Origin of the sequence: Alkalilimnicola sp. S0819 (genome assembly GCF_009295635.1) — a bacterium.
GTDB lineage: Bacteria > Pseudomonadota > Gammaproteobacteria > Nitrococcales > WHIW01 > S0819.
The window spans coordinates 239,458-261,473 of record NZ_WHIW01000001.1; the positions used below are offsets into that span (position 1 = coordinate 239,458).

The 22,016-nt window shown below is 67.5% G+C and carries 21 protein-coding genes and 1 tRNA gene; 20 read left to right on the forward strand and 2 right to left on the reverse strand.

Annotated features, from left to right (window positions below):
* The first annotated feature begins 96 nt into the window (after positions 1–96).
* Positions 97–1,737 (forward strand): glucose-6-phosphate isomerase, encoded by a 1,641-nt coding sequence (gene pgi, locus GBG68_RS01170; protein ID WP_152144250.1) that lies wholly within the window; start codon positions 97–99, stop codon positions 1,735–1,737.
* Positions 1,738–1,796: 59 nt separating this feature from the next.
* On the opposite strand, the gene queG is transcribed toward pgi, so the two are convergent.
* The gene (queG, locus tag GBG68_RS01175; RefSeq protein ID WP_152144508.1) at positions 1,797–2,888 is read right to left on the reverse strand and encodes a tRNA epoxyqueuosine(34) reductase QueG; all 1,092 of its coding nucleotides are present in this window, start codon (positions 2,886–2,888) and stop codon (positions 1,797–1,799) included.
* Between the two features lie 57 nt (positions 2,889–2,945).
* Here queG and GBG68_RS01180 point away from each other — a divergent pair, with 57 nt between their 5' ends.
* The 12 genes from GBG68_RS01180 (at position 2,946) to GBG68_RS01235 (ending at position 16,046) form a co-directional block, all read left to right on the forward strand.
* A complete protein-coding gene (locus tag GBG68_RS01180) occupies positions 2,946–4,427 on the forward strand; it encodes an NAD(P)H-hydrate dehydratase (RefSeq protein WP_152144252.1) in 1,482 nt (493 codons plus the stop codon).
* Positions 4,420–4,893: a tRNA (adenosine(37)-N6)-threonylcarbamoyltransferase complex ATPase subunit type 1 TsaE gene (tsaE, locus tag GBG68_RS01185; protein ID WP_152144254.1), complete on the forward strand. Its 474-nt coding sequence runs from the start codon at positions 4,420–4,422 to the stop codon at positions 4,891–4,893. Before GBG68_RS01180 ends, tsaE begins: the two co-directional genes overlap by 8 nt.
* A 182-nt stretch (positions 4,894–5,075) precedes the next feature.
* Positions 5,076–6,350 carry an N-acetylmuramoyl-L-alanine amidase gene (locus GBG68_RS01190; protein WP_152144257.1) on the forward strand — a complete coding sequence of 425 codons (1,275 nt, stop codon included), beginning with the start codon at positions 5,076–5,078 and terminating at the stop codon, positions 6,348–6,350.
* Positions 6,351–6,424: 74 nt separating this feature from the next.
* Positions 6,425–8,269, forward strand: coding sequence for a DNA mismatch repair endonuclease MutL (gene mutL / locus GBG68_RS01195; protein ID WP_152144259.1), 1,845 nt, complete (start codon positions 6,425–6,427; stop codon positions 8,267–8,269).
* A gap of 5 nt (positions 8,270–8,274) precedes the next feature.
* On the forward strand, positions 8,275–9,228 hold the full coding sequence (gene miaA / locus GBG68_RS01200; RefSeq protein WP_152144261.1) for a tRNA (adenosine(37)-N6)-dimethylallyltransferase MiaA: 954 nt from the start codon (positions 8,275–8,277) through the stop codon (positions 9,226–9,228).
* Positions 9,229–9,366: 138 nt separating this feature from the next.
* Positions 9,367–9,618 carry an RNA chaperone Hfq gene (gene hfq / locus GBG68_RS01205; protein ID WP_152144263.1) on the forward strand — a complete coding sequence of 84 codons (252 nt, stop codon included), beginning with the start codon at positions 9,367–9,369 and terminating at the stop codon, positions 9,616–9,618.
* Positions 9,593–10,921 carry a ribosome rescue GTPase HflX gene (gene hflX, locus GBG68_RS01210; protein ID WP_152144265.1) on the forward strand — a complete coding sequence of 443 codons (1,329 nt, stop codon included), beginning with the start codon at positions 9,593–9,595 and terminating at the stop codon, positions 10,919–10,921. The genes hfq and hflX overlap by 26 nt, the downstream gene beginning before the upstream one ends.
* A gap of 168 nt (positions 10,922–11,089) precedes the next feature.
* Complete coding sequence (gene hflK / locus GBG68_RS01215) at positions 11,090–12,382, forward strand: FtsH protease activity modulator HflK (protein ID WP_152144266.1); 1,293 nt, start codon at positions 11,090–11,092, stop codon at positions 12,380–12,382.
* Entirely contained in the window at positions 12,382–13,263 is an 882-nt protein-coding gene (hflC, locus tag GBG68_RS01220) for a protease modulator HflC (RefSeq protein ID WP_152144268.1), read from the forward strand. Before hflK ends, hflC begins: the two co-directional genes overlap by 1 nt.
* A gap of 67 nt (positions 13,264–13,330) precedes the next feature.
* Positions 13,331–13,519: a DUF2065 domain-containing protein gene (locus GBG68_RS01225; RefSeq protein ID WP_152144270.1), complete on the forward strand. Its 189-nt coding sequence runs from the start codon at positions 13,331–13,333 to the stop codon at positions 13,517–13,519.
* 6 nt (positions 13,520–13,525) lie between these two features.
* Positions 13,526–14,719, forward strand: a complete 1,194-nt coding sequence (locus GBG68_RS01230) for an ATP phosphoribosyltransferase regulatory subunit (RefSeq protein WP_152144272.1) — start codon at positions 13,526–13,528, stop codon at positions 14,717–14,719.
* Between the two features lie 31 nt (positions 14,720–14,750).
* Positions 14,751–16,046, forward strand: a complete 1,296-nt coding sequence (locus GBG68_RS01235) for an adenylosuccinate synthase (RefSeq protein WP_152144274.1) — start codon at positions 14,751–14,753, stop codon at positions 16,044–16,046.
* A 124-nt stretch (positions 16,047–16,170) separates the two neighbouring features.
* On the opposite strand, the gene GBG68_RS01240 is transcribed toward GBG68_RS01235, so the two are convergent.
* Positions 16,171–16,257, reverse strand: a tRNA-Leu gene (locus tag GBG68_RS01240).
* Positions 16,258–16,399: 142 nt separating this feature from the next.
* Here GBG68_RS01240 and rnr point away from each other — a divergent pair.
* From rnr to rplI, 7 genes are all read left to right on the forward strand, one after another.
* Positions 16,400–18,721 carry a ribonuclease R gene (gene rnr, locus GBG68_RS01245; protein WP_152144276.1) on the forward strand — a complete coding sequence of 774 codons (2,322 nt, stop codon included), beginning with the start codon at positions 16,400–16,402 and terminating at the stop codon, positions 18,719–18,721.
* Positions 18,722–18,727: 6 nt separating this feature from the next.
* On the forward strand, positions 18,728–19,480 hold the full coding sequence (rlmB, locus tag GBG68_RS01250) for a 23S rRNA (guanosine(2251)-2'-O)-methyltransferase RlmB (RefSeq protein WP_152144278.1): 753 nt from the start codon (positions 18,728–18,730) through the stop codon (positions 19,478–19,480).
* A 136-nt stretch (positions 19,481–19,616) separates the two neighbouring features.
* The gene (gene rpsF, locus GBG68_RS01255) at positions 19,617–20,048 is read left to right on the forward strand and encodes a 30S ribosomal protein S6 (protein ID WP_152144279.1); all 432 of its coding nucleotides are present in this window, start codon (positions 19,617–19,619) and stop codon (positions 20,046–20,048) included.
* Positions 20,049–20,068: 20 nt separating this feature from the next.
* A complete protein-coding gene (gene priB, locus GBG68_RS01260; RefSeq protein WP_152765305.1) occupies positions 20,069–20,392 on the forward strand; it encodes a primosomal replication protein N in 324 nt (107 codons plus the stop codon).
* Between the two features lies 1 nt (position 20,393).
* On the forward strand, positions 20,394–20,618 hold the full coding sequence (gene rpsR / locus GBG68_RS01265; RefSeq protein ID WP_152144281.1) for a 30S ribosomal protein S18: 225 nt from the start codon (positions 20,394–20,396) through the stop codon (positions 20,616–20,618).
* A gap of 39 nt (positions 20,619–20,657) precedes the next feature.
* A complete protein-coding gene (locus tag GBG68_RS01270; protein ID WP_152144283.1) occupies positions 20,658–21,533 on the forward strand; it encodes a hypothetical protein in 876 nt (291 codons plus the stop codon).
* A 32-nt stretch (positions 21,534–21,565) separates the two neighbouring features.
* Entirely contained in the window at positions 21,566–22,012 is a 447-nt protein-coding gene (gene rplI / locus GBG68_RS01275) for a 50S ribosomal protein L9 (protein ID WP_152144285.1), read from the forward strand.
* Positions 22,013–22,016 lie beyond the last annotated feature (4 nt).

The window sequence follows — 22,016 nt, forward strand, 5'->3', positions numbered from 1 at the left end:
TTTAATTCGGCCGACTGTGACCTTATGCCTATAGCAACGCCACCCGAGGGTGGCGTTTGCGTACAATAATCCACGGCAGAAGGAAACGGCCCAATCATGGAAGCCCTGCGGTCCACGCCCGCCTGGCGCGAGCTGGAGAAACTCCGGCGCGAGCGCCAGGGACAGACCCTGCGTGAGCTCTTCGAGCAGGATGCTCACCGATACCAGCGCCTGGCGTTTGGCGATGAATCGCTGTGGCTGGACCTCTCCAAGACTCACCTCGATGAATTGCTGCTGAGCGGGCTGCTGGCGCTCGCCCGGGAGGCCGAGCTGGAAGCGTGGCGTGAGCGGCTGTTCCGCGGCGAGGCGATCAACCACACCGAGGGCCGGGCGGCCTTGCACACCCTGCTGCGTGATCCGGACGGCGAGCCGTTGATGCTGGCCGATACGGATATGCGCGCCGAACTCCGGGACGTGCACGGGCGCATGCGCACGCTGGTGGAGGCCGTGCGTCAGGGTGATTTTACCGGCCATGCCGGCGAGACCATCACCGACGTGGTGCAGATCGGTATCGGTGGTTCCGACACCGGGCCGCGCCTGGCGGTAGAGGCCCTGGCCCACGGCGCGGACGGTCCCAGAGTGCATTTCGTGGCCAATCTGGATGGCGTGGAGCTGGAGCGCGCCTTGAGCGGCGTCTCGCCCGGGCGCACGTTGGTGCTGCTGATCTCCAAGAGCTTCAACACCCGTGAAACCCTGATCAACGGCGCCCGGGCGCGTGACTGGCTGCTGGCGCACGGCGGCAAGGCCGCGGTGCAAACCCAGCTTTTCGCCGTCACCGCCCGCCCCGACCGAGCCCGGGAGTTCGGCCTGCGGGATGAGCGCATCTTTCCGCTGTGGGATTGGGTGGGCGGGCGCTACAGTCTGTGGTCCGCCGTGGGGCTTTCGGTGGCGCTGGCGCTGGGTTGGCAGGCCTACCAGGAGCTGCTCGCCGGGGCGCGGGCCATGGATCGGCATTTCCGCGAAGCGCCCCTGGAGCGCAATCTGCCGGTGCTGTTGGCGCTCAGCGGTATCTGGTACAGCAACTTCGAAGACGCCCAGAGCATTGCCGTGGTGCCCTATACCGAGCGGCTCGCGCGCCTGCCCGCCTATCTGCAGCAGCTGGAGATGGAGAGCAACGGCAAGCGGGTGGACCGGGACGGGCGGTTGGTGGACTACCACACCGCGCTGCCGGTCTGGGGGCAGACCGGCACGCCTGCGCAGCACGCCTTCTTCCAGGCCCTGCACCAGGGCACCCGGGTGGTGCCGGTGGAGTTCATCGGCGTGGCGGAGCCCCTCACGACGAGCGACGGGCTGCACGATGAACTCATGGCCAATTTGTTCGCCCAGGGCCAGGCGCTGATGCAGGGTCGCAGTGCCGAAGAGGCCCGGGCGGAGATGGCCGCGGAGGGCCTGGATGACGCCGCCATTGCCCGCTTGCTGCCTTATCGGGTCTTTCCCGGCGACCGCCCCAGCAGCCTGCTGCTGCTGCGACGGCTGGACGCCGATGCCCTGGGGCGGCTGATCGCGCTCTACGAGCACAAGGTGTTCGTGCAGGGGGTGATCTGGCGGCTCAACAGCTTCGATCAGTGGGGCGTGGAACTGGGCAAGCAGTTGGCGGATGCCTTGCTGCCCGCCCTCCGTGACGGTCTGAACGGAGCGGGCCTGGATGACTCCACCGCCGGCCTGGTGGCCCAATACCGCCGCTGGCGCGGCCGGTAGGAGCGGCGGCTGGCCGCGAATCTTGCCCCGGGAAAGGTATTCGCGGCCAGCCGCCGCCCCTACGGCGTTACGCTCTCCCCGTGGCGGGCCAGCGCCCACTGCACGTGTTCGCGCACCAGCGCCGAGGGGTGTGACGCGCGCCCCTGCAGGGCTTCCACCACCGCGGCCTGTGTCGGCGCATTGCCCAGCGCCACCGCCAGGTTGCGCAACCAGCGCTCATGCCCCAGCCGCCGTATGGCCGAACCCTCGGTGCGTTGCAGAAACTCCGCCTCGCTCCAGCCGAACAACTCCACCAACGCGCTGTCATCCAGGCCGTGGCGCGGGCTGAACTCCCCCGACCCCTCCAGCTGCGCGAACTTGTTCCAGGGGCAGAAGACCTGGCAATCATCGCAGCCGAACACCCGGTTGCCGATGGGCGCGCGCAGCGGCTCGGGAATGGCGCCCTGTGCCTCGATGGTCAGATAGGAGATGCAGCGCCGGGCATCCAGTTGATACGGGCCGACGATAGCCTGGGTTGGGCAGACCTCGATGCAGCTGCGGCAGCTGCCGCAGTGGTTTTGCCCAGGCTCGTCCATGGGCAACGGGAGATCGGTGAACAGCTCACCCAGAAAGAAGTAGGAGCCGGCCCCGCGGTTCAACAGCACCGTGTGCTTGCCGATCCAGCCCAGACCCGCCTTCTCGGCCAGCGCCTTTTCCAGTACCGGCGCGCTGTCCACGAAGGCTCGGTAGCCGAACGGGCCGATCACCGCCTCCATGCGCCGCGCCAGCTTCTGCAGGCGGTTGCGCATCAGTTTGTGATAATCGCGTCCCAGCGCGTAGCGCGATACGAACCCCCGCTCCGGGCGTTGCAGCAGTCGCGCGCTCTCCCTGACCGGCTCGGGCAGATAGTCCATGCGCACGCTGATCACCCGCCGGGTGCCCGGGTGCAGCTGCTCGGGCCGTGCCCGCTTGACGCCGTGGCGCGCCATGTAATGCATATCGCCGTGGCGACCGGCGCGCAGCCAGCGCAGCAAATGGGCCTCGTCCCGGGGCAGAGCAGTGTCGGTGATGCCGGCGGCGCTGAAACCCAGCTCCTGCGCCCAGCGCTTGATATCGGCGCTCAGTCGCGCCAGATCGGGAAGCGTCTTGTCGCTGTTCGGGGGACTGTCCATGGGCGCCATTGTAGGGCTGCTCGGCCCACCCCCGCCATGCCCGGTATACTCGCCGCCATGAGCGAGCGTCCCTTGGAACTCTACAGCCCCGAGCAGGTGCGGGAGCTGGATCGTCGGGCCATTGCCGCGCTGGGCGGTGACGGCTACGCGCTGATGTGCCGCGCCGGAGCCGCCGCCTGGCGTGTGCTGCGCGAGCGCTATCCGCGGGCACGGCAGGTGCGGGTGGTTTGCGGTCTGGGCAATAACGCCGGCGACGGCTATGTGATCGCCCGATTGGCGCGGGCGGCGGGGCTGGACGCGACGGTGCTGAGCTTGGTGGATCCCGCGCGGCTCGGCGGCTCAGCGGCCCGGGCCTTGGCCGATTACCGGGCCGACGGCGGGCGGGTGGCGTCTTTCCAGGTAGAGGGACTGGCGGGAGCGGATGTGCTGGTGGACGCGATCTTCGGCATCGGCCTGAGCCGCCCGCTGGACGGGGAATGGCGCGCAGCGGTGGAGGCGCTGAATGGCGCCGCCGCCCCGGTGCTGGCGGTGGATGTGCCCTCGGGGCTGGATGCCGGCACTGGCGCGATCCGGGGGCTTGCCGTGAGGGCACGGCATACGGTCAGTTTCATCGGCCTGAAGGCCGGGCTTTTGACCGGGGCGGGACCGGCCTGTTGTGGCGAGCTGCTGTTCGATGGGCTGGGTGTTCCCGCCCATTGTCATGAAGGCCTGCGTCCGGTGGCCTGGCGGCAGAGCCCCGCCGAGCGGCGCGCCGGTCTGGCCCCGCGACCCCGTGATGCCCACAAGGGGCTTTTTGGCCATGTGCTGGTGGTCGGTGGCGGCCCCGGCATGGCCGGTGCCGTCCGGCTGGCCGGCGAGGCCGCGGCCCGCTGCGGGGCCGGGCTGGTGAGTGTGGCCACGCGCCCGGAGCACCTTCCGGCGGTGCTCGCCGGGCGCCCGGAGCTCATGTGCGCGCCGGTGGGGTCCGCCGCGGCGCTCACCCCCTTGCTGGCCCGCGCCTCGGTGCTGGTGTTGGGGCCGGGGCTGGGGCAGGGGGCCTGGGGGCGCGAACTCTTTCGGGCCTGCCGGGATTTCGCCGGCCCCCGCGTGCTGGATGCCGATGCCCTGAATTTGCTGGCGGATGAGCCCGACACCGAGGCCTGCCGAGTGCTCACCCCACACCCTGGGGAGGCGGCGCGGCTGCTGGCTTGCACCACGGCGGAGGTGCAGGCGGACCGCTATGCCGCGGTGCGCGCGCTGCAGCAGCGCTACGGCGGCGTGGTGGTGCTGAAGGGCGCGGGCTCGCTGGTCTGCACCGGGGACGAGATCGTGCTGTGCGATGGGGGCAACCCGGGCATGGCCAGCGGCGGCATGGGCGATGTGCTGAGTGGCGTGTTGGGGGCGCTGCTGGCCCAGGGGCTGGCGCCGGGGCCGGCGGCCCGGATCGGCGTCGATCTGCACGCGCAGGCCGCCGACGCCGCGGCGGCCCGGGGCGAGCGGGGGCTGTTGGCCTCGGATTTGTTCGAGTATTTGCGGGAGCTGGTGAACCCGGATGAGTGATTGGCTGCAATTGGCGAACGAGGCGCGGACCGCCGAGGCGGGCGCGGCTCTGTGGCGGGCCCTGGAGGGCGAGGCGGTGGTGTATCTGCACGGCGATCTGGGCGCGGGCAAGACCACCCTGGTGCGAGGCCTGCTGCGGGCGGCGGGCCATGCGGGCGCGGTGCGCAGCCCTACCTATACCTTGGTCGAGCCCTACGAGGTGGCGGGGCGTGCCGTGTATCACCTGGATCTTTACCGGCTGGCCGACCCGGAAGAGCTGGAGTTTATCGGCCTGCGTGACCTGTTGGCGAGGCCCGCGCTGTGGCTGGTGGAGTGGCCCCAGCGTGGCGAGGGCATGTTGCCGGCGGCGGATCTTCGGCTGGAGCTTCATCACCAGCGCGAGGGCCGTGGGTTGCGGGTGGAGGCTGGCAGCGGGCGTGCCGAGGCAGCGGCCGAGGCGCTGCGCAGGCAGTTGGGGGGGTGTTGAGCAATCCTCGGGGAGCTTTGGCGGCTTGCATGGGTGCCAGTGGAATGAAGCAGCAGCTCCTTAGGTAGCACACAAGGTATTCGGTGTAGATCCTTATTTGTGTTCGTTTTTGTTGAAAAATGAGCGCGCCTGTGCCTAACTGTTGCTTGCCGTAATACCAAGACCGAAGGCACCGATTGATCATGCTGCGCACCGTGGGGGTTCTGCTGCTGTTGCTGCCGATGCTGGCCTGGGGCCGCGTCACCGTTGACGGTGTGCGCACCTGGGCGGCGCCGGATCACACCCGTGTGGTGTTCGATTTGAGCGCCCCGGCCGAGCATGAGGTCTTTACCCTGAGCGGCCCGGATCGGGTTGTGATTGACCTGGAGCAGGCGGCGGCCGACACCGCCCGTCTGCAAGGCGCCAAGGCGGAAGGGCTGCTCAAGCGCATTCGAAGCGCCCGCCGAGGCGAGCAGGGCCTGCGTGTGGTGCTGGACGTGGGCGCCGAGGTGGCGGCCAAGAGCTTCCTGGTCAAGCCCAACGGCACCTACGGCCACCGGCTGGTTATCGATTTGCGCAAGAAAAAGGCCGCGGACCAACCGGTGCGCACCGCCCCCCAGGGCGGCCGGCGGGAGCTGGTGATCGCCATAGACGCCGGTCACGGCGGCGAGGACCCGGGCGCCATCGGCAAGGCCGGTACCTATGAGAAGGACGTGGTGCTGGGTGTCGCCCGCAAGCTCGCGGCGCTGATCCAGCGGGAGCCGGGTATGAGCCCGCTGTTGATACGCACCGGCGATTACTACGTCGGTCTGCGTGATCGCACGCGCAAGGCCCGTCAAGGCGGGGCGGACATGTTCATCTCCATCCATGCCGATGCGGTGGAGACGCGCTCGGTCAAAGGCTCTTCCGTGTATACCCTGTCCCGTAACGGCGCCTCCACCGAAGCCGCGCGGCTGTTGGCCGCGCGGGAGAACTCCGCCGACCTGATCGGCGGCGTGTCGCTGGAAGGCAAGGACGATCTGGTGGCCAGCGTGTTGGTGGATCTCTCCCGTGCCGCCACCGTGGAGGCCAGCGTGGAACTGGCGGATCGCCTCTTGGGCGAGCTGGGCAAGGTGGGTCGGGTGCACAAGTCCCAGGTGGAGCACGCGGGCTTCGTGGTGCTGAAGAACCTGGACATCCCCTCGGTGCTGGTGGAATTGGCCTTCATCTCCAACCCCTCCGAGGAGAAGCGCCTGCGCAATCCGGCCGAGCAGCGCCGTCTTGCTCAGGCCTTGATGCAAGGCCTGCGGGGTTACGCCGAGCATTCCATGCCGCCGCCGGGGCTGCGCATGGCCGGTGGGCGCCAGCATGTGGTGCGCCGGGGCGATACCCTGAGCGGCATCGCCCAGACCTACAGCGTCAGCCTGCAGCAGCTGCGCAGCAGCAACAGCCTGGTCGGCGACGATATCCGGGTGGGTACCACCCTGATGATTCCCTGAGTACGGCGCGGGCTGTCACCCGGCCCGCCTTTGTCCCATAATGACCGCCCCCTGATAGCCACCCCTGCAAGGCCATGGCCGACGCGCGCCGCATTCGACAACTCTCCTCCCAGTTGGTCAACCAGATCGCCGCCGGCGAGGTGGTCGAGCGCCCGGCCTCCGTGGTCAAGGAGTTGGTGGAGAACAGCCTGGATGCGGGTGCGCGGCGGGTGGAGGTCGATATCGAGGAGGGCGGCCGGCGGCTGATCCGCATCCGCGATGACGGCCACGGCATACACCCGGAGGACCTGGCTCTCGCTCTGTCCAGCCATGCCACCAGCAAGATCCTCGAACTCCACGACCTGGAGCGGGTGGCGAGCCTGGGTTTTCGCGGCGAGGCCCTGCCCAGCATCGCCTCGGTTTCCCGGCTCAGTCTGAGCTCCCGTGTCCGGGGGGCGCCCCGGGGCTGGCAGGTGCAGGCGGATGGCCGTGAGCCCGTCGAGCCGCCGCGCCCGGCCGCGCACCCCGAAGGCACCACGCTGGAAGTGCGGGATCTGTTCTTCAATACCCCCGCCCGGCGCAAGTTCCTGCGCACCGAGCGCACTGAATTCCAGCACATCCAGGAGCTGATCAAACGTCTGGCGCTGAGTCGCTTCGATGTGGGTTTCCAGTTGCGTCACAATGGCAAGATCGTGCTGCAGGTGGCCGCCGGCGGCGACGTCGAGCAGCGGCTGGCGGAGTTGCTGGGCCGCGGTTTCGTCGAGCAGAGCCTGCACCTGCAGGCCGAGGCCGTGGGGCTGGGGCTGCAGGGCTGGGCCGCGCTGCCCACCTATTCCCGCAGCCAGGCGGACCTGCAGTATCTGTACCTGAACGGGCGCATGATTCGCGACCGGCTGGTCAATCATGCCCTGCGCCGGGCCTACCACGACGTGCTGTTCAAGGACCGGCATCCGGCCTATGTGCTGTATCTGAGCGTGGAGCCCGAGCAGGTGGACGTGAACGTGCACCCGACCAAGCACGAGGTGCGCTTTCGGGACAGTCGGCTGGTCTACGACTTCCTCTTTCGTCATGTGCACCGGGCCTTGGAGCAGGTTGCGCCCCGCGCCTCGGAGCAGCAGGCGCCGGCCGCGCCGCGACCGGAATTGCCGCCGAATCCGGTCCATCCTTCCGCTGCGCCGCCTCCGCGCCAGAGCACCATCAGTTTTCCCGCCGAGGAGGCGCGCCTGCTCTACGGCCAGCCGTCCGCGCCGGCCCAGGGCGGCGCGGCGGAGACCGCGGCAGCTCCGGAGACGCCGCGGCGGGATGTGGTCCGTCAGCCCCATCCTCGCCCCCGGCCGGAGGCCATGGACGGGGAGGTGCCGCCCTTGGGCTATGCGCTGGCGCAACTGCACGGTATCTACATCCTTGCCCAGAACGCTCGGGGCCTGGTGCTGGTGGACATGCACGCCGCCCACGAGCGGATCGTCTATGAGCGCCTCAAGCGCGATATGCAGCGCGACGGCGTGCAGTCCCAGCCCCTGCTGGTGCCGGTGAAGGTGGCGGTGAGTCCCGCCGAAGCGCAGCTCGCTGAAGAGCGCGAGGCCTTTTTCACCAGTCTGGGCTTGGAGCTGGGCCGGGCCGGCCCCGATCTGCTCCTGGTGCGTCAGGTGCCGGTGCTGTTGGCCCGGGCGGATGCCACTCAGCTGGTGCGTGATGTGCTCTCGGATCTGCAGACCCACGGCCGCAGTGACCGGATTCAGGAGGCGCTCAACACGGTGCTGGGCACCATGGGCTGCCATGGCTCCGTGCGGGCCCGGCGCCGCCTGACCGTGCCCGAGATGAACGCACTGTTGCGGGAAATGGAGCAGACCCCCAACAGCGGCCAGTGCAACCACGGGCGCCCCACCTGGACGGAGCTCTCCGTGGACGAGCTGGACGGCCTGTTCCTGCGAGGGCAGTGAGCGTCATGGCCGAGGCACCCGTCGTTTTTCTCATGGGGCCCACCGCCTCGGGCAAGACCGCCGTGGCGGTGGAGCTGGTGCAGCGTTTCCCCTTCGAGATCATCAGCGTGGATTCCGCGCTGGTGTATAGGGGCATGGACATTGGAACGGCCAAGCCCGAGCCCCATGTACTGGCGCAGGCTCCGCACCGATTGATCGACATTGCCGATCCGGCCGAGGCCTATTCAGCCGCACGCTTCGTCGAGGATGCCCGACGGGAGATCGCGCAGGTGCGGGCGGCGGGGCGCATACCACTGTTGGTAGGCGGGACCATGCTCTATTTTCGGGCGCTGGCGGAGGGATTGGCGCCATTGCCACAGGCCGACCCGGCCCTGCGTGCCGAGCTGGAGGCAGAAGCCGCGCGGCATGGCTGGGAGGCCTTGCATCAGCGTCTGACCGTGCTGGACCCGCGGACCGCGGCGCGGCTCGCGCCTTCGGACCCGCAGCGCATCCAGCGTGCGCTGGAGGTCTGCCTGCTGAGCGGCGAGCCAATGAGCCGTTTGCTGGAACAGGGCCGGCGGGGCGGGCTGTCGAGCGCTCCGGTGAAATGGGTGGTCGCCCCCGCCGAGCGGGCTTGGCTGCGCGAGCGCATCGCAGGGCGCTTTGCTCAGATGCTGGCCCAGGGCTTCGTCGCCGAGGTCGAGGCGCTGCGTGCCCGCCCCGATCTGGCCCCCGGTATGCCGTCCATGCGTGCGGTGGGCTACCGGCAGGTCTGGGAGTATCTGGAGGGCGTCGTGGATTATGCCGGCATGGAGTACAAGGGTGTGGTCGCCACGCGGCAATTCGCCAAACGCCAGATGACCTGGTTGCGCCGGGAAACCCAGGCGCAGTGGTTCGATCCGCGGGCCGCAGGCTGGCGGAGCAGCCTCGCGCGGGCCGCCGAACAAGTCTGCGAGGCCGACCGTCGAAATGGGGGTTGAGGTGACTGGCTGGCGTACCGAGCTATGTTATTATTCCTTCCTTATGACTGACACTAGGCTAATTGTGAGGGTGATCGCCGGGCGTACGGCTGGAGGCCTCCAATAAGAACAAACACTCGATTGATAAGGAGTCACTCGATGGCTAAAGGACAATCGCTGCAAGAGCCGTTCCTCAACGCATTGCGCAAGGAGAAGGTCCCCGTCTCCATCTACCTGGTCAATGGCATCAAGCTGCAGGGGCAGATCGAATCCTTCGATCAGTTCGTGGTGCTGTTGAAGAACAGCGTCAGCCAGATGGTGTACAAGCACGCCATCTCCACGGTCGTGCCCGCTCGCAACGTGCGCACCTCGCCGCCGGAAGAACGTGGTCAAGAATACGGAAACATCTGAGACGACACCGGGCACCTCGGAAGCGAACCTCTTCGACCGCCCGGGCGGCGGTGAGCGAGCCGTCATCGTCCATTTGGACATGGGCGGTCTTGATGTGGAGGAGTCCATCGAGGAGTTCGCCGCGCTGGCCGAGTCGGCGGGCGCGGAAGTGGTTTCCGTGCTGACCAATCGCCGTGGGCGACCAGACCCCCGGTTTTTCATAGGCACCGGCAAGGTGGATGAGCTCGCCGCGGTCCTGCGCGCCGAGGAGGCGGATCTGGTGTTGGTCAATCACGCCATCAGCCCCGCCCAGGAGCGCAATCTGGAGCGAGCGCTGCAATGCCGGGTGCTCGATCGCACCGGTCTTATTCTCGATATCTTCGCTCAGCGCGCTCGTTCCCACGAGGGCAAGCTGCAGGTGGAGCTCGCGCAGCTTCGGCATATGGCCAGTCGGCTGGTGCGGGGTTGGAGTCACCTGGAGCGACAGAAGGGCGGCATAGGTCTGCGCGGTCCCGGTGAAACCCAGCTGGAAATGGATCGGCGTATGCTCGGTCTGCGCATCAAGCAGTTGGAGCGCCGGCTGGTGAAGGTGCGTCGCCAGCGCAGCCAGGGGCGGCAGGCGCGCAAGAAGCGGGAATTGCCGGCCATCTCCCTGGTGGGCTACACCAACGCCGGCAAGTCCACCCTGTTCAATCACCTGACCACCGCCGAGGTGTATGCGGCGGATCAGCTGTTCGCCACCCTGGATACCACCCTGCGGCGCCTGGAGCTGTCCACCGGCCAGCCCGTCATCATCGCCGACACGGTAGGCTTCGTGCGGGATCTTCCCCACCAGTTGGTGGCGGCTTTTCGCTCCACCCTGGAAGAGGTCATCGAGGCGGATCTGCTGCTGCATGTGGTGGATGCCGCCGATGAGGACCGGGCCAACACGGTGGAGCAGGTGAAGAGCGTGCTGGCGGATATCGGCGCCGGCGAGGTGCCGGTGCTCTACGTCTACAACAAGGTGGATCTGCTCGATCGCGAGCCGGGCATAGACCGGGACGACCAGGGCCGCCCGCTGGCGGTGTGGCTCTCGGCGGCCAGTGGCGAGGGGCTGGAGCTGCTGCGCCAGGCGCTGACCGAGCGGGTAGGCGAGCAGCGTTTTCACGGTTGGGTTACCCTGCGTCCGGAGCAGGGGCGGCTGCGGGCTCGCCTCTTCCAGCTCGGCAAGGTTCTGCAGGAGCGAACCGGGGAGCAGGGCGAGGCGATGCTGGAGGTGGATCTGCCTCGGCGTGACTTCGAGCGCCTGCGGGCGGGGGAAGGCTTGCGGGCGGAATCCTGCTGACCTTCCTTTCCAGGGGGATTGATCAGCGCCTCCCTTGCAGGTCCGGCGCGCGGCTCTTTACAATCCAAGCGTTTTTGCGCCTTGAAATTACAGCGTCGGCCCGAGTCCGGCGAAACCAGGGGGTGCCCGATCTTGCGTGGGCGCCGCCGACTGATCACGGAGAGTTCAATGGCCTGGAATGAACCGGGTGGCGGTAATCGCGACCCCTGGTCCGGTCCTGGGAAGAACAACCAGGGGCCGCCGGATCTGGATGAAGTACTGCGCAAGCTCCAGGGCCGGCTGCATCGCCTGTTCGGCGGCAAGTCGGGGGGCGACTCCGGAGACGAGGCCGGCGGTGGTGGCGGCGCGGGGGCCTTCGGCCTGATGCTGCTGGCGGGTATTTTGCTGCTGGCCTGGCTGGCCTCCGGTTTCTACATCGTCGACCAGGGCTGGCGTGGCGTGGTGCTCCGTTTCGGTGAGCACGTGGATACGGCCATGCCTGGGCCTCACTGGGTCTTGCCCTATCCGATTTCCGAAGTGCGCCGGGTCAATGTGACCGAGGTGCGCGTGGTGGAAGTGGGTTATCAGTCCACCGGCGGCGGGCGCAAGCGCCCCGTGCTCGACGAGGCGCTGATGCTCACTCGCGATGAGAACATCGTCAATGTGCAGCTGGCGGTGCAATACCGGGTAGAAGATCCGGCCGCGTACCTCTTCCAGATGCGTGACCCCGACGGCGTGCTCAAGCGCCTGGCCAAGAGCGCACTGCGCGAAGTAGTGGGCAAGCGGCCCATGGAGGAAGTGCTGACCTGGGGCAGCGTTGAAGAGATCACCAGCGAGGGCGAAATGGCCCCGCGGCAGATCGGTGGCTCCGCCGAGGTGGCGGCAAGCGCCCGGGAGTTGATCGAGCAGGGCCTCGCCGAGGAGTACGGTTCCGGCCTGCGGCTGGTGGATGTGGCGGTACAGGACATCCAGCCGCCGGATCAGGTTCAGGAGGCCTTCGCCGACGCCGTGGGCGCTCGGGAGGACCGCCAACGCCTGATCAACCAGGCCCACGCTTACGCCAATGAAATCATTCCCCGCGCCCAGGGTGAGGCGGCTCGCGCCACCGAGGAGGCCGAAGCCTACCGGGCGCGGGTGGTGGCCGAGGCCCAGGGTGAGGGGAGCCGCTTCGTGGACCTGTTGAGCGAATACCAGCAGGCGCCGGAGGTGACCCGCGAGCGACTGTATCTGGCCGCCATGGAGCAGGTGCTCAGCCGCTCCAGCAAGATCCTGGTGGGCGTGGAAGGCGGTCAGCCGCTGATGTACCTGCCGCTGGACAAGATGATGGAGCGCAGCGCTCGCCCCGCCGGCGCCGCCAATACCGACAGCGGTGGCGGCAGCGCCTTCGTGGATGACGGTTTGGGCGGTTCCTCGTTCAGCGGCGGCGGCGCGTCCTCCTCGACGGGCGGGCGTAATGTGGAACGCCGCAGGGGGGTCCGCTGATGCGACAGTTTAGAACTCCGGTGGTGGCGGTGGTCGTCATCGCCCTGATCCTGGCTTGGTTCTCGGCCTTCACGGTTCACGAGGCGGAGCGGGCCATCAAGTTCCGACTCGGTGAGATCGTCAAGAGCGATTACCAGCCGGGGCTGCATTTCAAGGTGCCGTTCATCAACAATGTGCGCACCTTCGATGCCCGTGTGCAGGTGCTCGACGAGCAGCCGGCGAGCTACATCACCGCCGAGCAGAAGCCGGTGATCGTGGACGCTTACGTGCTTTGGCGCATCGGCGAGGACGTAGAGCGTTTCTATACCTCGGTGGTGGGCAGCCCCGAGCGCGCCGGCCAGCGCTTGAGCGAGATCGTCCGCGGCGCCCTGCGCAGCCAGTTCGGCAAGCGCACGGTGCAGGAAGTGGTGTCCGGCGAGCGGGCCATGATCATGGAGGCGCTGCAGGAGCAGCTCAATGAGGCGGCCGAGGCTATCGGTGTCTCGGTGGTGGATGTACGCATCGAGCGCATCGAGCTGCCCGAGGCCATCAACGAGCGTATCTATGCGCGCATGCGCTCCACCCGTGAGCGGGTGGCCAAGGAGTTGCGCGCTCAGGGCGCCGAGGCGGCCGAGCGCATCCGCGCCGAGGCCGACCGGCAGCGCCAGGTGATCCTGGCGGAAGCCTATCGGGAGGCGGAGCAGCTGCGAGGCAAGGGCGATGCCCAATCGGCGCGCATCTTCGCCGAGGCCTACGAGCGCGATCCGGAATTCTATTCCTTCTATCGCAGCCTCAACGCCTACACCGAGGCCTTCAATAGCGAGGATGACGTGCTGGTGCTCTCCCCCGAGCAGTCCCAGTTCTTCCGCTACTTCAACAGCGAGACCGGCGGCGGGCGTTGAGCCCGCGTTGGGGTTGGCTTGAATCAGCCGGGTGGCCTGCCACCCGGCCTTTTTGTGGGTAGACGCCATGTGGCAGGACCTGTTCTCCGCGCTGGCCCTGGTTCTGGTGCTGGAGGGCATCATGCCCTTTCTCAGCCCCGACGGCCTGCGGCGCAGCCTGCTCGGTATCGCCCGGCTGGATGACCGCGTGCTGCGGGTCATGGGGCTGGGCAGCATGCTGCTGGGCGCACTGCTTCTTTATCTGGTCAGGCACTGAATACTTATGCGCGAACCGACATTCGGCAAGGACAATCGCTGGCTGCTTCCGGAAGGGGTGGACGAGGCCCTGCCCGAGCGGGCCGCGGCCCTGGAGGCCCTGCGCCGCCGGCTGCTGGATCTGTACTGGAGCTGGGGCTATGAGCAGATCATGCCGCCCTTCATCGAGTACCTGGATTCCCTGCTCACCGGCGCCGGGCACGATCTGGACCTGCAGACCTTCAAGCTCACCGACCAGCTGAGCGGCCGGCTCATGGGGGTGCGCGCGGACATGACGCCCCAGGCGGCGCGCATCGATGCCCATCAGCTCAACCGGGAAGGCCCCAGTCGGCTGTGTTACATCGGCACCGTGCTGCAGACTCGGCTGGAGGGCTTGTCCCGCTCGCGCAACCCGCTGCAGGTGGGCGCCGAGCTCTACGGACATGCCGGGGTGGAGAGCGAGGTGGAGATCATCTCGCTGATGCTCGCGACCCTGGCGAGCGCCGGTGTGGGCGATGTGCACCTGGATCTGGGGCATGTGGGCATCTTCCGCGGGCTGGTGGCCCAAGCCAATCTGGACGAGGCCGCCGAGGCGGGGCTGTTCGATGCCCTGCAGCGCAAGGCCGAACCGGACATGCGTGAGTTGCTCCGAGGCGTGGAGCCGGCCGTCGCCGAGATGCTGTTGGCGCTGGTGGAACTCAATGGTGGTGTAGAGGTGCTGGACCGCGCCAACGAAGTGCTGGCCGGGGGCAACGAGACGGTGCGCACGGCGCTGAAGGCCCTGTGGCGCATCGCCTCGGCGCTGGAGCGCCACCAGCCGGCGCTGCCGGTGCACTTCGACCTGGCGGAGCTGCGCGGTTACCGCTACCACACCGGCGCGGTGTTCGCGGCTTTCGTGCCGGAGCACGGCGAGGAAATCGCCCGCGGCGGGCGCTATGACCAGATCGGCGCGGTCTTCGGACGCTCCCGCCCGGCGGTGGGCTTCAGCGCCGATGTGCGCACCCTGGCGGACCTGGCCGGTGGCGAGGCCGCCACGCCGCGTCGTGGTGTGCTGGTGGACTGGTCCGATGACCCGGCGGTGCTGGGCGAGGTGCGTCGTCTGCGCGAGCAGGGCGAGCGGGTGGTCTGGGCGATGCCCGGCGAGCCCGCCCCTGCCGAGGAACTCGGCTGCGATCGGCGCCTGCGGCGCGAGGGTGCCGAATGGCGCCTGGAAACACTCTGAACTCTTTAATTCTCTGTTAGCGGAAGGACCAATGGCCAAGAATGTCGTTGTTATCGGTTCCCAGTGGGGCGATGAGGGCAAGGGCAAGGTCGTCGACCTGCTCACCGATCGTGTCGCCGCGGTGGTGCGCTTCCAGGGCGGCCACAATGCCGGCCACACCCTGGTCATCGACGGCAAGAAAACCGTCCTGCATCTGATCCCCTCCGGCATCCTGCGCGAAGGCGTGCAGTGCCTGATCGGCAACGGCGTGGTCCTCTCGCCCGAGGCCCTGCTCAGGGAGATCGCCCACCTGGAGGCCCAGGGCGTGCCCGCCCGCGAGCGGCTGCGCATCAGCCCCTCCTGCCCGCTGATCCTGCCCGTGCACGTGGCCCTGGACCAGGCGCGCGAACGGGCCCGGGGCAAGGCGGCCATCGGTACCACCGGGCGCGGGATTGGCCCGGCTTACGAGGACAAGGTTTCCCGTCGCGGTCTGAGAGTGGCGGACCTGCTCTATCGCGAGCGCCTGGCGGGCAAGCTCGGCGAGTTGCTGGATTACCACAACTTCGTGCTCCAGCACTTCTTCAAGGAAAAGCCGGTGGACTTCCAGCAGGTTCTGGATGGCTGCCTGGCTCAAGCCGAGGAGCTGGAGCCCATGGTCATCGACGTGGGCGCGGCGCTGCACGAGTACCAGGAGGCCGGCCAGCCCCTGCTCTTCGAGGGGGCTCAGGGCACGCTGCTGGACATAGACCACGGCACCTACCCCTACGTGACCTCCTCCAACACCACCGCGGGGGCGGCGGCCAGCGGCACCGGCGTGGGGCCGCGGGATCTGCACTATGTGCTGGGTATCACCAAGGCCTACACCACTCGGGTGGGCGCGGGGCCCTTCCCCACGGAACTGTTCGATGAGTTGGGCGAACACCTGGGCAAGCGCGGCCACGAGTTCGGCGCCACCACCGGGCGACGGCGCCGCTGCGGTTGGTTCGACGCCGTGGCCCTGCGCCGCGCGGCCCATATCAACAGCCTCTCGGGGCTATGCATCACCAAGCTGGACGTGCTCGACGGCCTGGACATGATCCGCATCTGCGTGGGTTATCGCTGTGCGGGCAAGCTGGTGGAGACCTTGCCGCCGGGGGCGGAACTGCTGGCCGATTGCGAGCCGCAGTACATCGACCTGCCCGGCTGGAGCGAGTCCACCGTGGGGGTGGAGAACTTCGATGGCCTGCCGGCCAATGCCCAGGCGTATCTGCGCAAGGTGGAAGAGCTGGTCGGCGTGCCGGTGGATATCATCTCCACCGGGCCGGACCGGCGCGAGACCATCGTGCTGCGCCACCCCTTCGATGCCTGAGTAGCGTAAACGCCTGTGTGGCAGCGGCCTTGGTCGCTGCCACATTCCCGGGCACTCACAGCTTGTCCATGGATTGCGCAACGAAAAAAGGCGAGCCATCGGGCTCGCCTTTCTCGATCAGGTATGGTGCCGAGGAGAGGACTCGAACCTCCACGGGGTTTCCCCCACTAGCACCTGAAGCTAGCGTGTCTACCAATTTCACCACCTCGGCTTGATGTGCCACCTGAGTGACCACCAGCGGCGCGTACTTTACTGTCGAGGCATGGGGCTGTCAACGGCTTTTTGCCGCTTTGTTCAAAGCGACACCCGGAAGGAGTATGCTGCAGCCATGATGAGAGGACCGAAATAAACGCATGGCGAAAAGAGACAAGACACCCCGGGTGCAGGACCCCTTCCGTGCCCGCGAGCAACAGACCTACGAACATCCGATCCCCAGCCGGGAATACATTCTGGAGTACTTGGCCACGCAGGGCCGCCCACTGACCCGCGAGGCCATCGGCCAGGGCCTGGAGCTGGAGCACCCCGATGCCATCGAGGGCCTGCGCCGGCGCCTGCGCGCCATGGAGCGCGAAGGTCAGCTGATCCGTAACCGCCGACGCGCCTACGTCATCGTCGACAACAAGGAACTGGTACGCGGTCGCATCAACGGCCGCGCCGACGGCTCCGGTCAGATGATGCCCGAGACCGGCGAGGCGCCCATTCAGCTGCAGCCGCGGCAGATGCGCGAGCTGTTCCACGGCGACCGGGTGGTGGTGCGCGTCACCGGCATCGACGCCGAGGGCAAGCCCGAAGGCGAGTTGGTGGAAGTGCTCAAGCGCGCCAACCGCAGTATTACCGGGCGCTTCTACCGCGAGAGCGGGGTCGGGTTCGTGGTGCCCGAGAGCAAGCGTATTCATCACGACGTCATCGTGCCCGCCGACGCCCAGGCCGATGCCGAGAGCGGCGAACTGGTGGTGGCCGAATTGGTGGCCCAGCCCAGTGTGCGCCGGCAGCCCATCGGGCGCATCATTCAGGTGCTGGGCCGGCACGTGGAAGCCGGCATGGAAATCCAGGTCGCCGCCCGGGTGCACGGGATTCCCGTGGACTGGCCCGATGATGTGCTGGAAGCGGCGAAGCGCCTGGACCCGGAGGTGCCGGATCAGGCCAAGGAAGGGCGCGTGGATCTGCGCGATACGCCATTGGTGACCATCGATGGTGCCGATGCCCGGGATTTCGACGACGCCGTCTACTGTGAGCCCACGCCCAGCGGCTGGAAGCTGCTGGTGGCCATCGCCGATGTCTCCCACTACGTGCAGCCGCGCAAGCCGCTGGATCGAGAGGCCAACGAGCGGGGTACCTCGGTGTATTTTCCCCGCAACGTAGTGCCCATGCTCCCCGAGGTGCTCTCCAACGGCTTGTGTTCGCTCAATCCGCAGGTGGACCGGCTGTGCATGGTCGCGGAAATGCAGATCGCCGCCGACGGCAAGTTACGGCGCTCACGCTTCTATCGCGCGGTGATGCGCTCCCATGCGCGGCTCACCTACGAGGAAGTCGCAGCCATGCTGGAGGGTGACAAGGCGCTGCGACGCAAGCACCAGGGGCTGATTCCCCATCTGGAGCATCTGCAGGGGGTCTTCAAGTCCCTGTTCAGCGCGCGCAAGCGTCGCGGCGCCATCGACTTCGAGACCAGCGAATCGCAGATCATCTTCGGCGAAGGTGGGCGGGTGGAGACCATCGTCCCCACCGACCGCAACCAGGCTCATCGCATCATCGAGGAATGCATGGTCATCGCCAATGTGGCGGCGGCCCGCTTCCTGCAGCGCCACCGCATCGGCGGGCTGTTCCGCGACCACGAAGGCCCCTCGGCGGACCGGCTGGAAAACCTCAAGACCTTCCTGGCGCAGGCCGGCCTCAGCCTGGGCGGTGGCGACAAGCCCGGCTCCGACGATTACGCCAAGCTCATGGAGCAGGTGCGGGACCGGCCCGACCGCCACCTGATCCAGACCATCATGCTGCGCTCCATGAAGGCCGCCGAATACCGGCCCGAGAGCAAGGGGCACTTCGGCCTGGCGCTGGAGCAGTACGCCCATTTCACCTCGCCCATCCGTCGCTACCCGGATCTGATCGTGCACCGGGCCATCGGCCATATCCTCGACGGCGGCAAGGGCAAGGACTTCGTCTACTCCCACGACAAGCTGCTGGCCCTGGGTGAGCACTGTTCGATGGTGGAGCGACGTGCCGACGAGGCCACCCGCGACGCCATCATGAGCCTCAAGTGCGAATACATGGCCGACCGGGTAGGCGAGGAGTTCACCGGGGTGATCAGCGGGGTAACCGGTTTCGGGCTGTTCGTGGAGCTCGACGAGCTGCATGTGGACGGGCTGGTGCACATTTCCAGCCTGGAGAACGATTTCTACCGCTTCGACCCGATCGGCCATCGCCTCCAGGGCGAGCGGGGCGGCAAGGAATACCGCCTGACCGACCGGGTGCGGGTGCGCCTGGCGCGGGTCGATAAGGACGAGCGCAAGATCGACTTCGACCTGCTGGCTCATCCGCTGAACGAGCACGGGGAGGAGGTCGGCGGCAAACGCAAGGACAAGGCGCGCGCGAAGACCCACAAGGCGGCCAAGGCCGAAGCCGGCGACAAGCCGGCGCGTCGCGGGCGGGGCAGTCGTGCGCGCAAGAGCGGTCGTTAAGCGACGATGAGCGAGCCACAATATATCCACGGGCTGCACGCCGCCCGTGCCGCCATCAAGTATGACCCGGCCCATATCGTCGAGGTGTGGGTCGAGAAGGGTCGCCGGGACGCTCGGCTGGAGCGCCTGCTCGAGGGCCTTCAGCATGGCCGGGTGCCGCTGCATCGGGTGGCGCGTTCGGAGCTGGACCGTCTGGTGCCCGGCGGCGTCCACCAGGGGATCGTGCTCGCCTATCGGGGGGCTGCGCCCCGGGGGGAGGCGGAGCTGGAACACCTGCTCGATGCCTTGGTTGAGGCGCCGTTCCTGCTGGTGCTGGATCAGGTGCAGGATCCCCACAACCTCGGTGCCTGTCTGCGCAGCGCCGACGCCGCTGGCGTGCACGGCGTGATTGCCCCGCGGGACCGTGCCGCCGGGCTTACCCCCACCGTGCACAAGGTGGCCAGCGGCGCGGCCCAGTCCGTGCCCTTCTTCCAGGTCACCAACCTGGCCCGCACCCTGCGGGCCCTGCGCGAGCGGGGGATCTGGCTGGTGGGCGCCGCGGGGGAGGGAGATGCCAGCCTCTATCAGGCGGATCTCACCGGCCCGCTCGCGGTGCTGATGGGCGCGGAGGAATCCGGGCTGCGCCGGCTCAGTCGGGAGCTCTGTGATCAGTTGGCATCCATTCCCATGGCCGGCCAGGTGGAGAGCCTCAACGTCTCGGTGGCCGCCGGGGTGTTCCTGTTCGAGGCGGTGCGTCAGCGCCGGGCCCTAAGGCGTTGATGGGACTTTAATCTCCCGCCGTGCTCGGCTAAACTGCGCGATCTTTCAAAAGCCCGCCCCCCAAAGGCGGGCCTCCTTGCCGGCGGCGAGCGCTGTCGGCTCCGGGCCTCGGCCCGTTTATCCGAAAGGAGCAACAATGCGACATTACGAGATCGTGTTCCTGGTGCATCCGGACCAGAGCGACCAGGTGCCCGCGATGATCGAGCGTTACCGCGGCATCATCGAATCCAAGGGCGGCAAGATCCATCGTCTGGAAGACTGGGGTCGCCGTCAGCTCGCCTATCCCATCAAGAAACTGATCAAGGCGCACTACGTGCTGATGAACGTGGAGTGTGGCACCGAAGAGCTCGCCGAGCTGGAGTCCACCTTCCGCTTCAACGATGCCGTGATCCGCAACATGGTCATGGCGCGCAAGCAGGCCGATACCGATCCTTCCCACCTGGCCAAGAGCCGGGAAGAGGAAGAGAGCGGTCGGGGCCGCGGCCGTGATCGTGACGATCGCGAAGAGCGCGGCGAGCGCCGTGAGCGTTCCGATCGTGACGAGCAGGAGCAGAAAGAGGAAGACTGAACGCTTCCGGCAGCTGGCGAATGATCGACGACAACCGTTTGATTCTCGCCGGACGGCTGCTGGATGCGGTGGAGCTGCGTCGCACCCCGGCCGGCATCGCCATCGCCCGTTTTGCCCTGGAGCACGAAGGCTCTTGGCAGGAAGCGGGGGTGGAGCGCCGGCACCGTTTCATCATCGGCGTGCGCGCCGTGGGGGACGAGCTCTGCCGAAGCGTTCAGGCGCTTCCGCCCGGGACAGCCATGCGAGTGCATGGCAGCCTGGTGCGTAGCCAACAGCGCAGTGATGACTATCGGCTTTTGATCAGCGCACGGCGCATTGAATTGATACGGGATACTGGAGCATAAAATGGCGCGTTTTTTCCGTCGTAGAAAGTTTTGCCGCTTTACCGCAGAGGGCGTGAAAGAGATCGATTACAAGGATCTCAACACCCTGCGCAACTACATCACCGAGACCGGGAAGATCGTTCCCAGTCGCATCACCGGCACCAGCGCGCGCTACCAGCGTCAGCTGGCGCGGGCGATCAAGCGGGCGCGTTTCCTGGCCCTGCTGCCCTACACCGATCGCCACTAAACGGCATTCGGTTTCGGCGGCCGCGGAGCGGAGCTGCTGGTGCGTGCACTAGCCGGTTTCATCATGCGAGGCCGATCCCAGGCGGTGCTGGTCGCCAGTCTGGGCGCCTTGTTGCCGGGCCTGATCTGGGTGAGCGGCGCGGTCATCGCGCTGTTTGCCCTGCGCAAGGGCTGGCGGGAAGGCTTGCTGATCATCGTCTTTACGGCGGGGGTCTGCGCCCTGGGGTTAACGCTGCTGGGCGGGCTGCCGCAGCAGGTACTGCGCCCGGCGCTGGAGCTGTGGCTACCGGTGTTGCTGGTGGCGGGCTGGCTGCGGGCGAGCGTCTCCCTGTCCTCCACCCTGCAGCTGCTTGCCGGGCTGGGGGTGCTGACGGTGCTGGGGTTGTATCTCCTGGTGCCGGAGCCCGAGGCCTACTGGGCGGCGCAGTTCGAGCAGATGCGCCAGCTGCTGGAGGTGGGCGAGGCCGATTGGGCCATGTTGCGCGAGCAGATCGTGCCCATCATGAGCGGGCTTTGGGCGGTGAACCTGATGCTGCTGGTGCTCATCGGGCTGCTGCTCGGGCGCTGGTGGCAGGCGCTGCTGTTCAACCCGGGCGGCTTTCGCCAGGAGTTTCACGGCCTGCGGCTGGATTGGCGGCTGGCGGTATTGGCGCTGGCGCTGTGGGTGGCTTCGGCTTTCACCGGCCCCGGGCTGGTGAATGATCTGGGCCTGGTGCTGAGCGGGATCTTCCTGTTCCAGGGCCTGTCGTTGATCCACGCGGTGGGTGCGGCGCGCGACTGGGGGCGGGGCTGGTTCGTACTGCTGTACGTGCTTTTGCCGCTGATCCTGCAGATTTTGATGGCGGTCGGTATGGGCGATGCGATTTTCAATTGGCGCCGCCGGCTGATGGGTTCCGACGGCGGGCCGTCGGCATGATTTATGGTTTGTGACACCGTGGGGTGATGACGATGGAAGTGATTCTGCTGGAGAAGGTCGAGAACCTGGGCGGCCTGGGCGACAAGGTCAAGGTCAAGGCGGGCTACGGCCGCAACTACCTGGTGCCGCAGGGCAAGGCCAAGCCGGCCACCGCCGAGAACCTGGCCGAGTTCGAGGCGCGTCGCGCCGAGCTGGAAAAGGCCGCCGCCGAGCTGCTGGCCTCGGCCGAAGCCCGCAAGGCGAAGCTTGAAGAGATGAGCGTGACCATCCAGTCCAAGGCGGGTGAGGAAGGCAAGCTGTTCGGCTCCGTGGGCACCCAGGACATCGCCGACGCGATCACCGCCGCCGGCGTGGAAGTGACCCGTCAGGAAGTGCGGCTGCCGGAAGGCCCGCTGCGCAACCTCGGCGAGTACGAGATCGAACTGCATCTGCACACCGATGTGGATGCCACCATCAAGCTGGTGGTGGAAGCGGAATAATCCG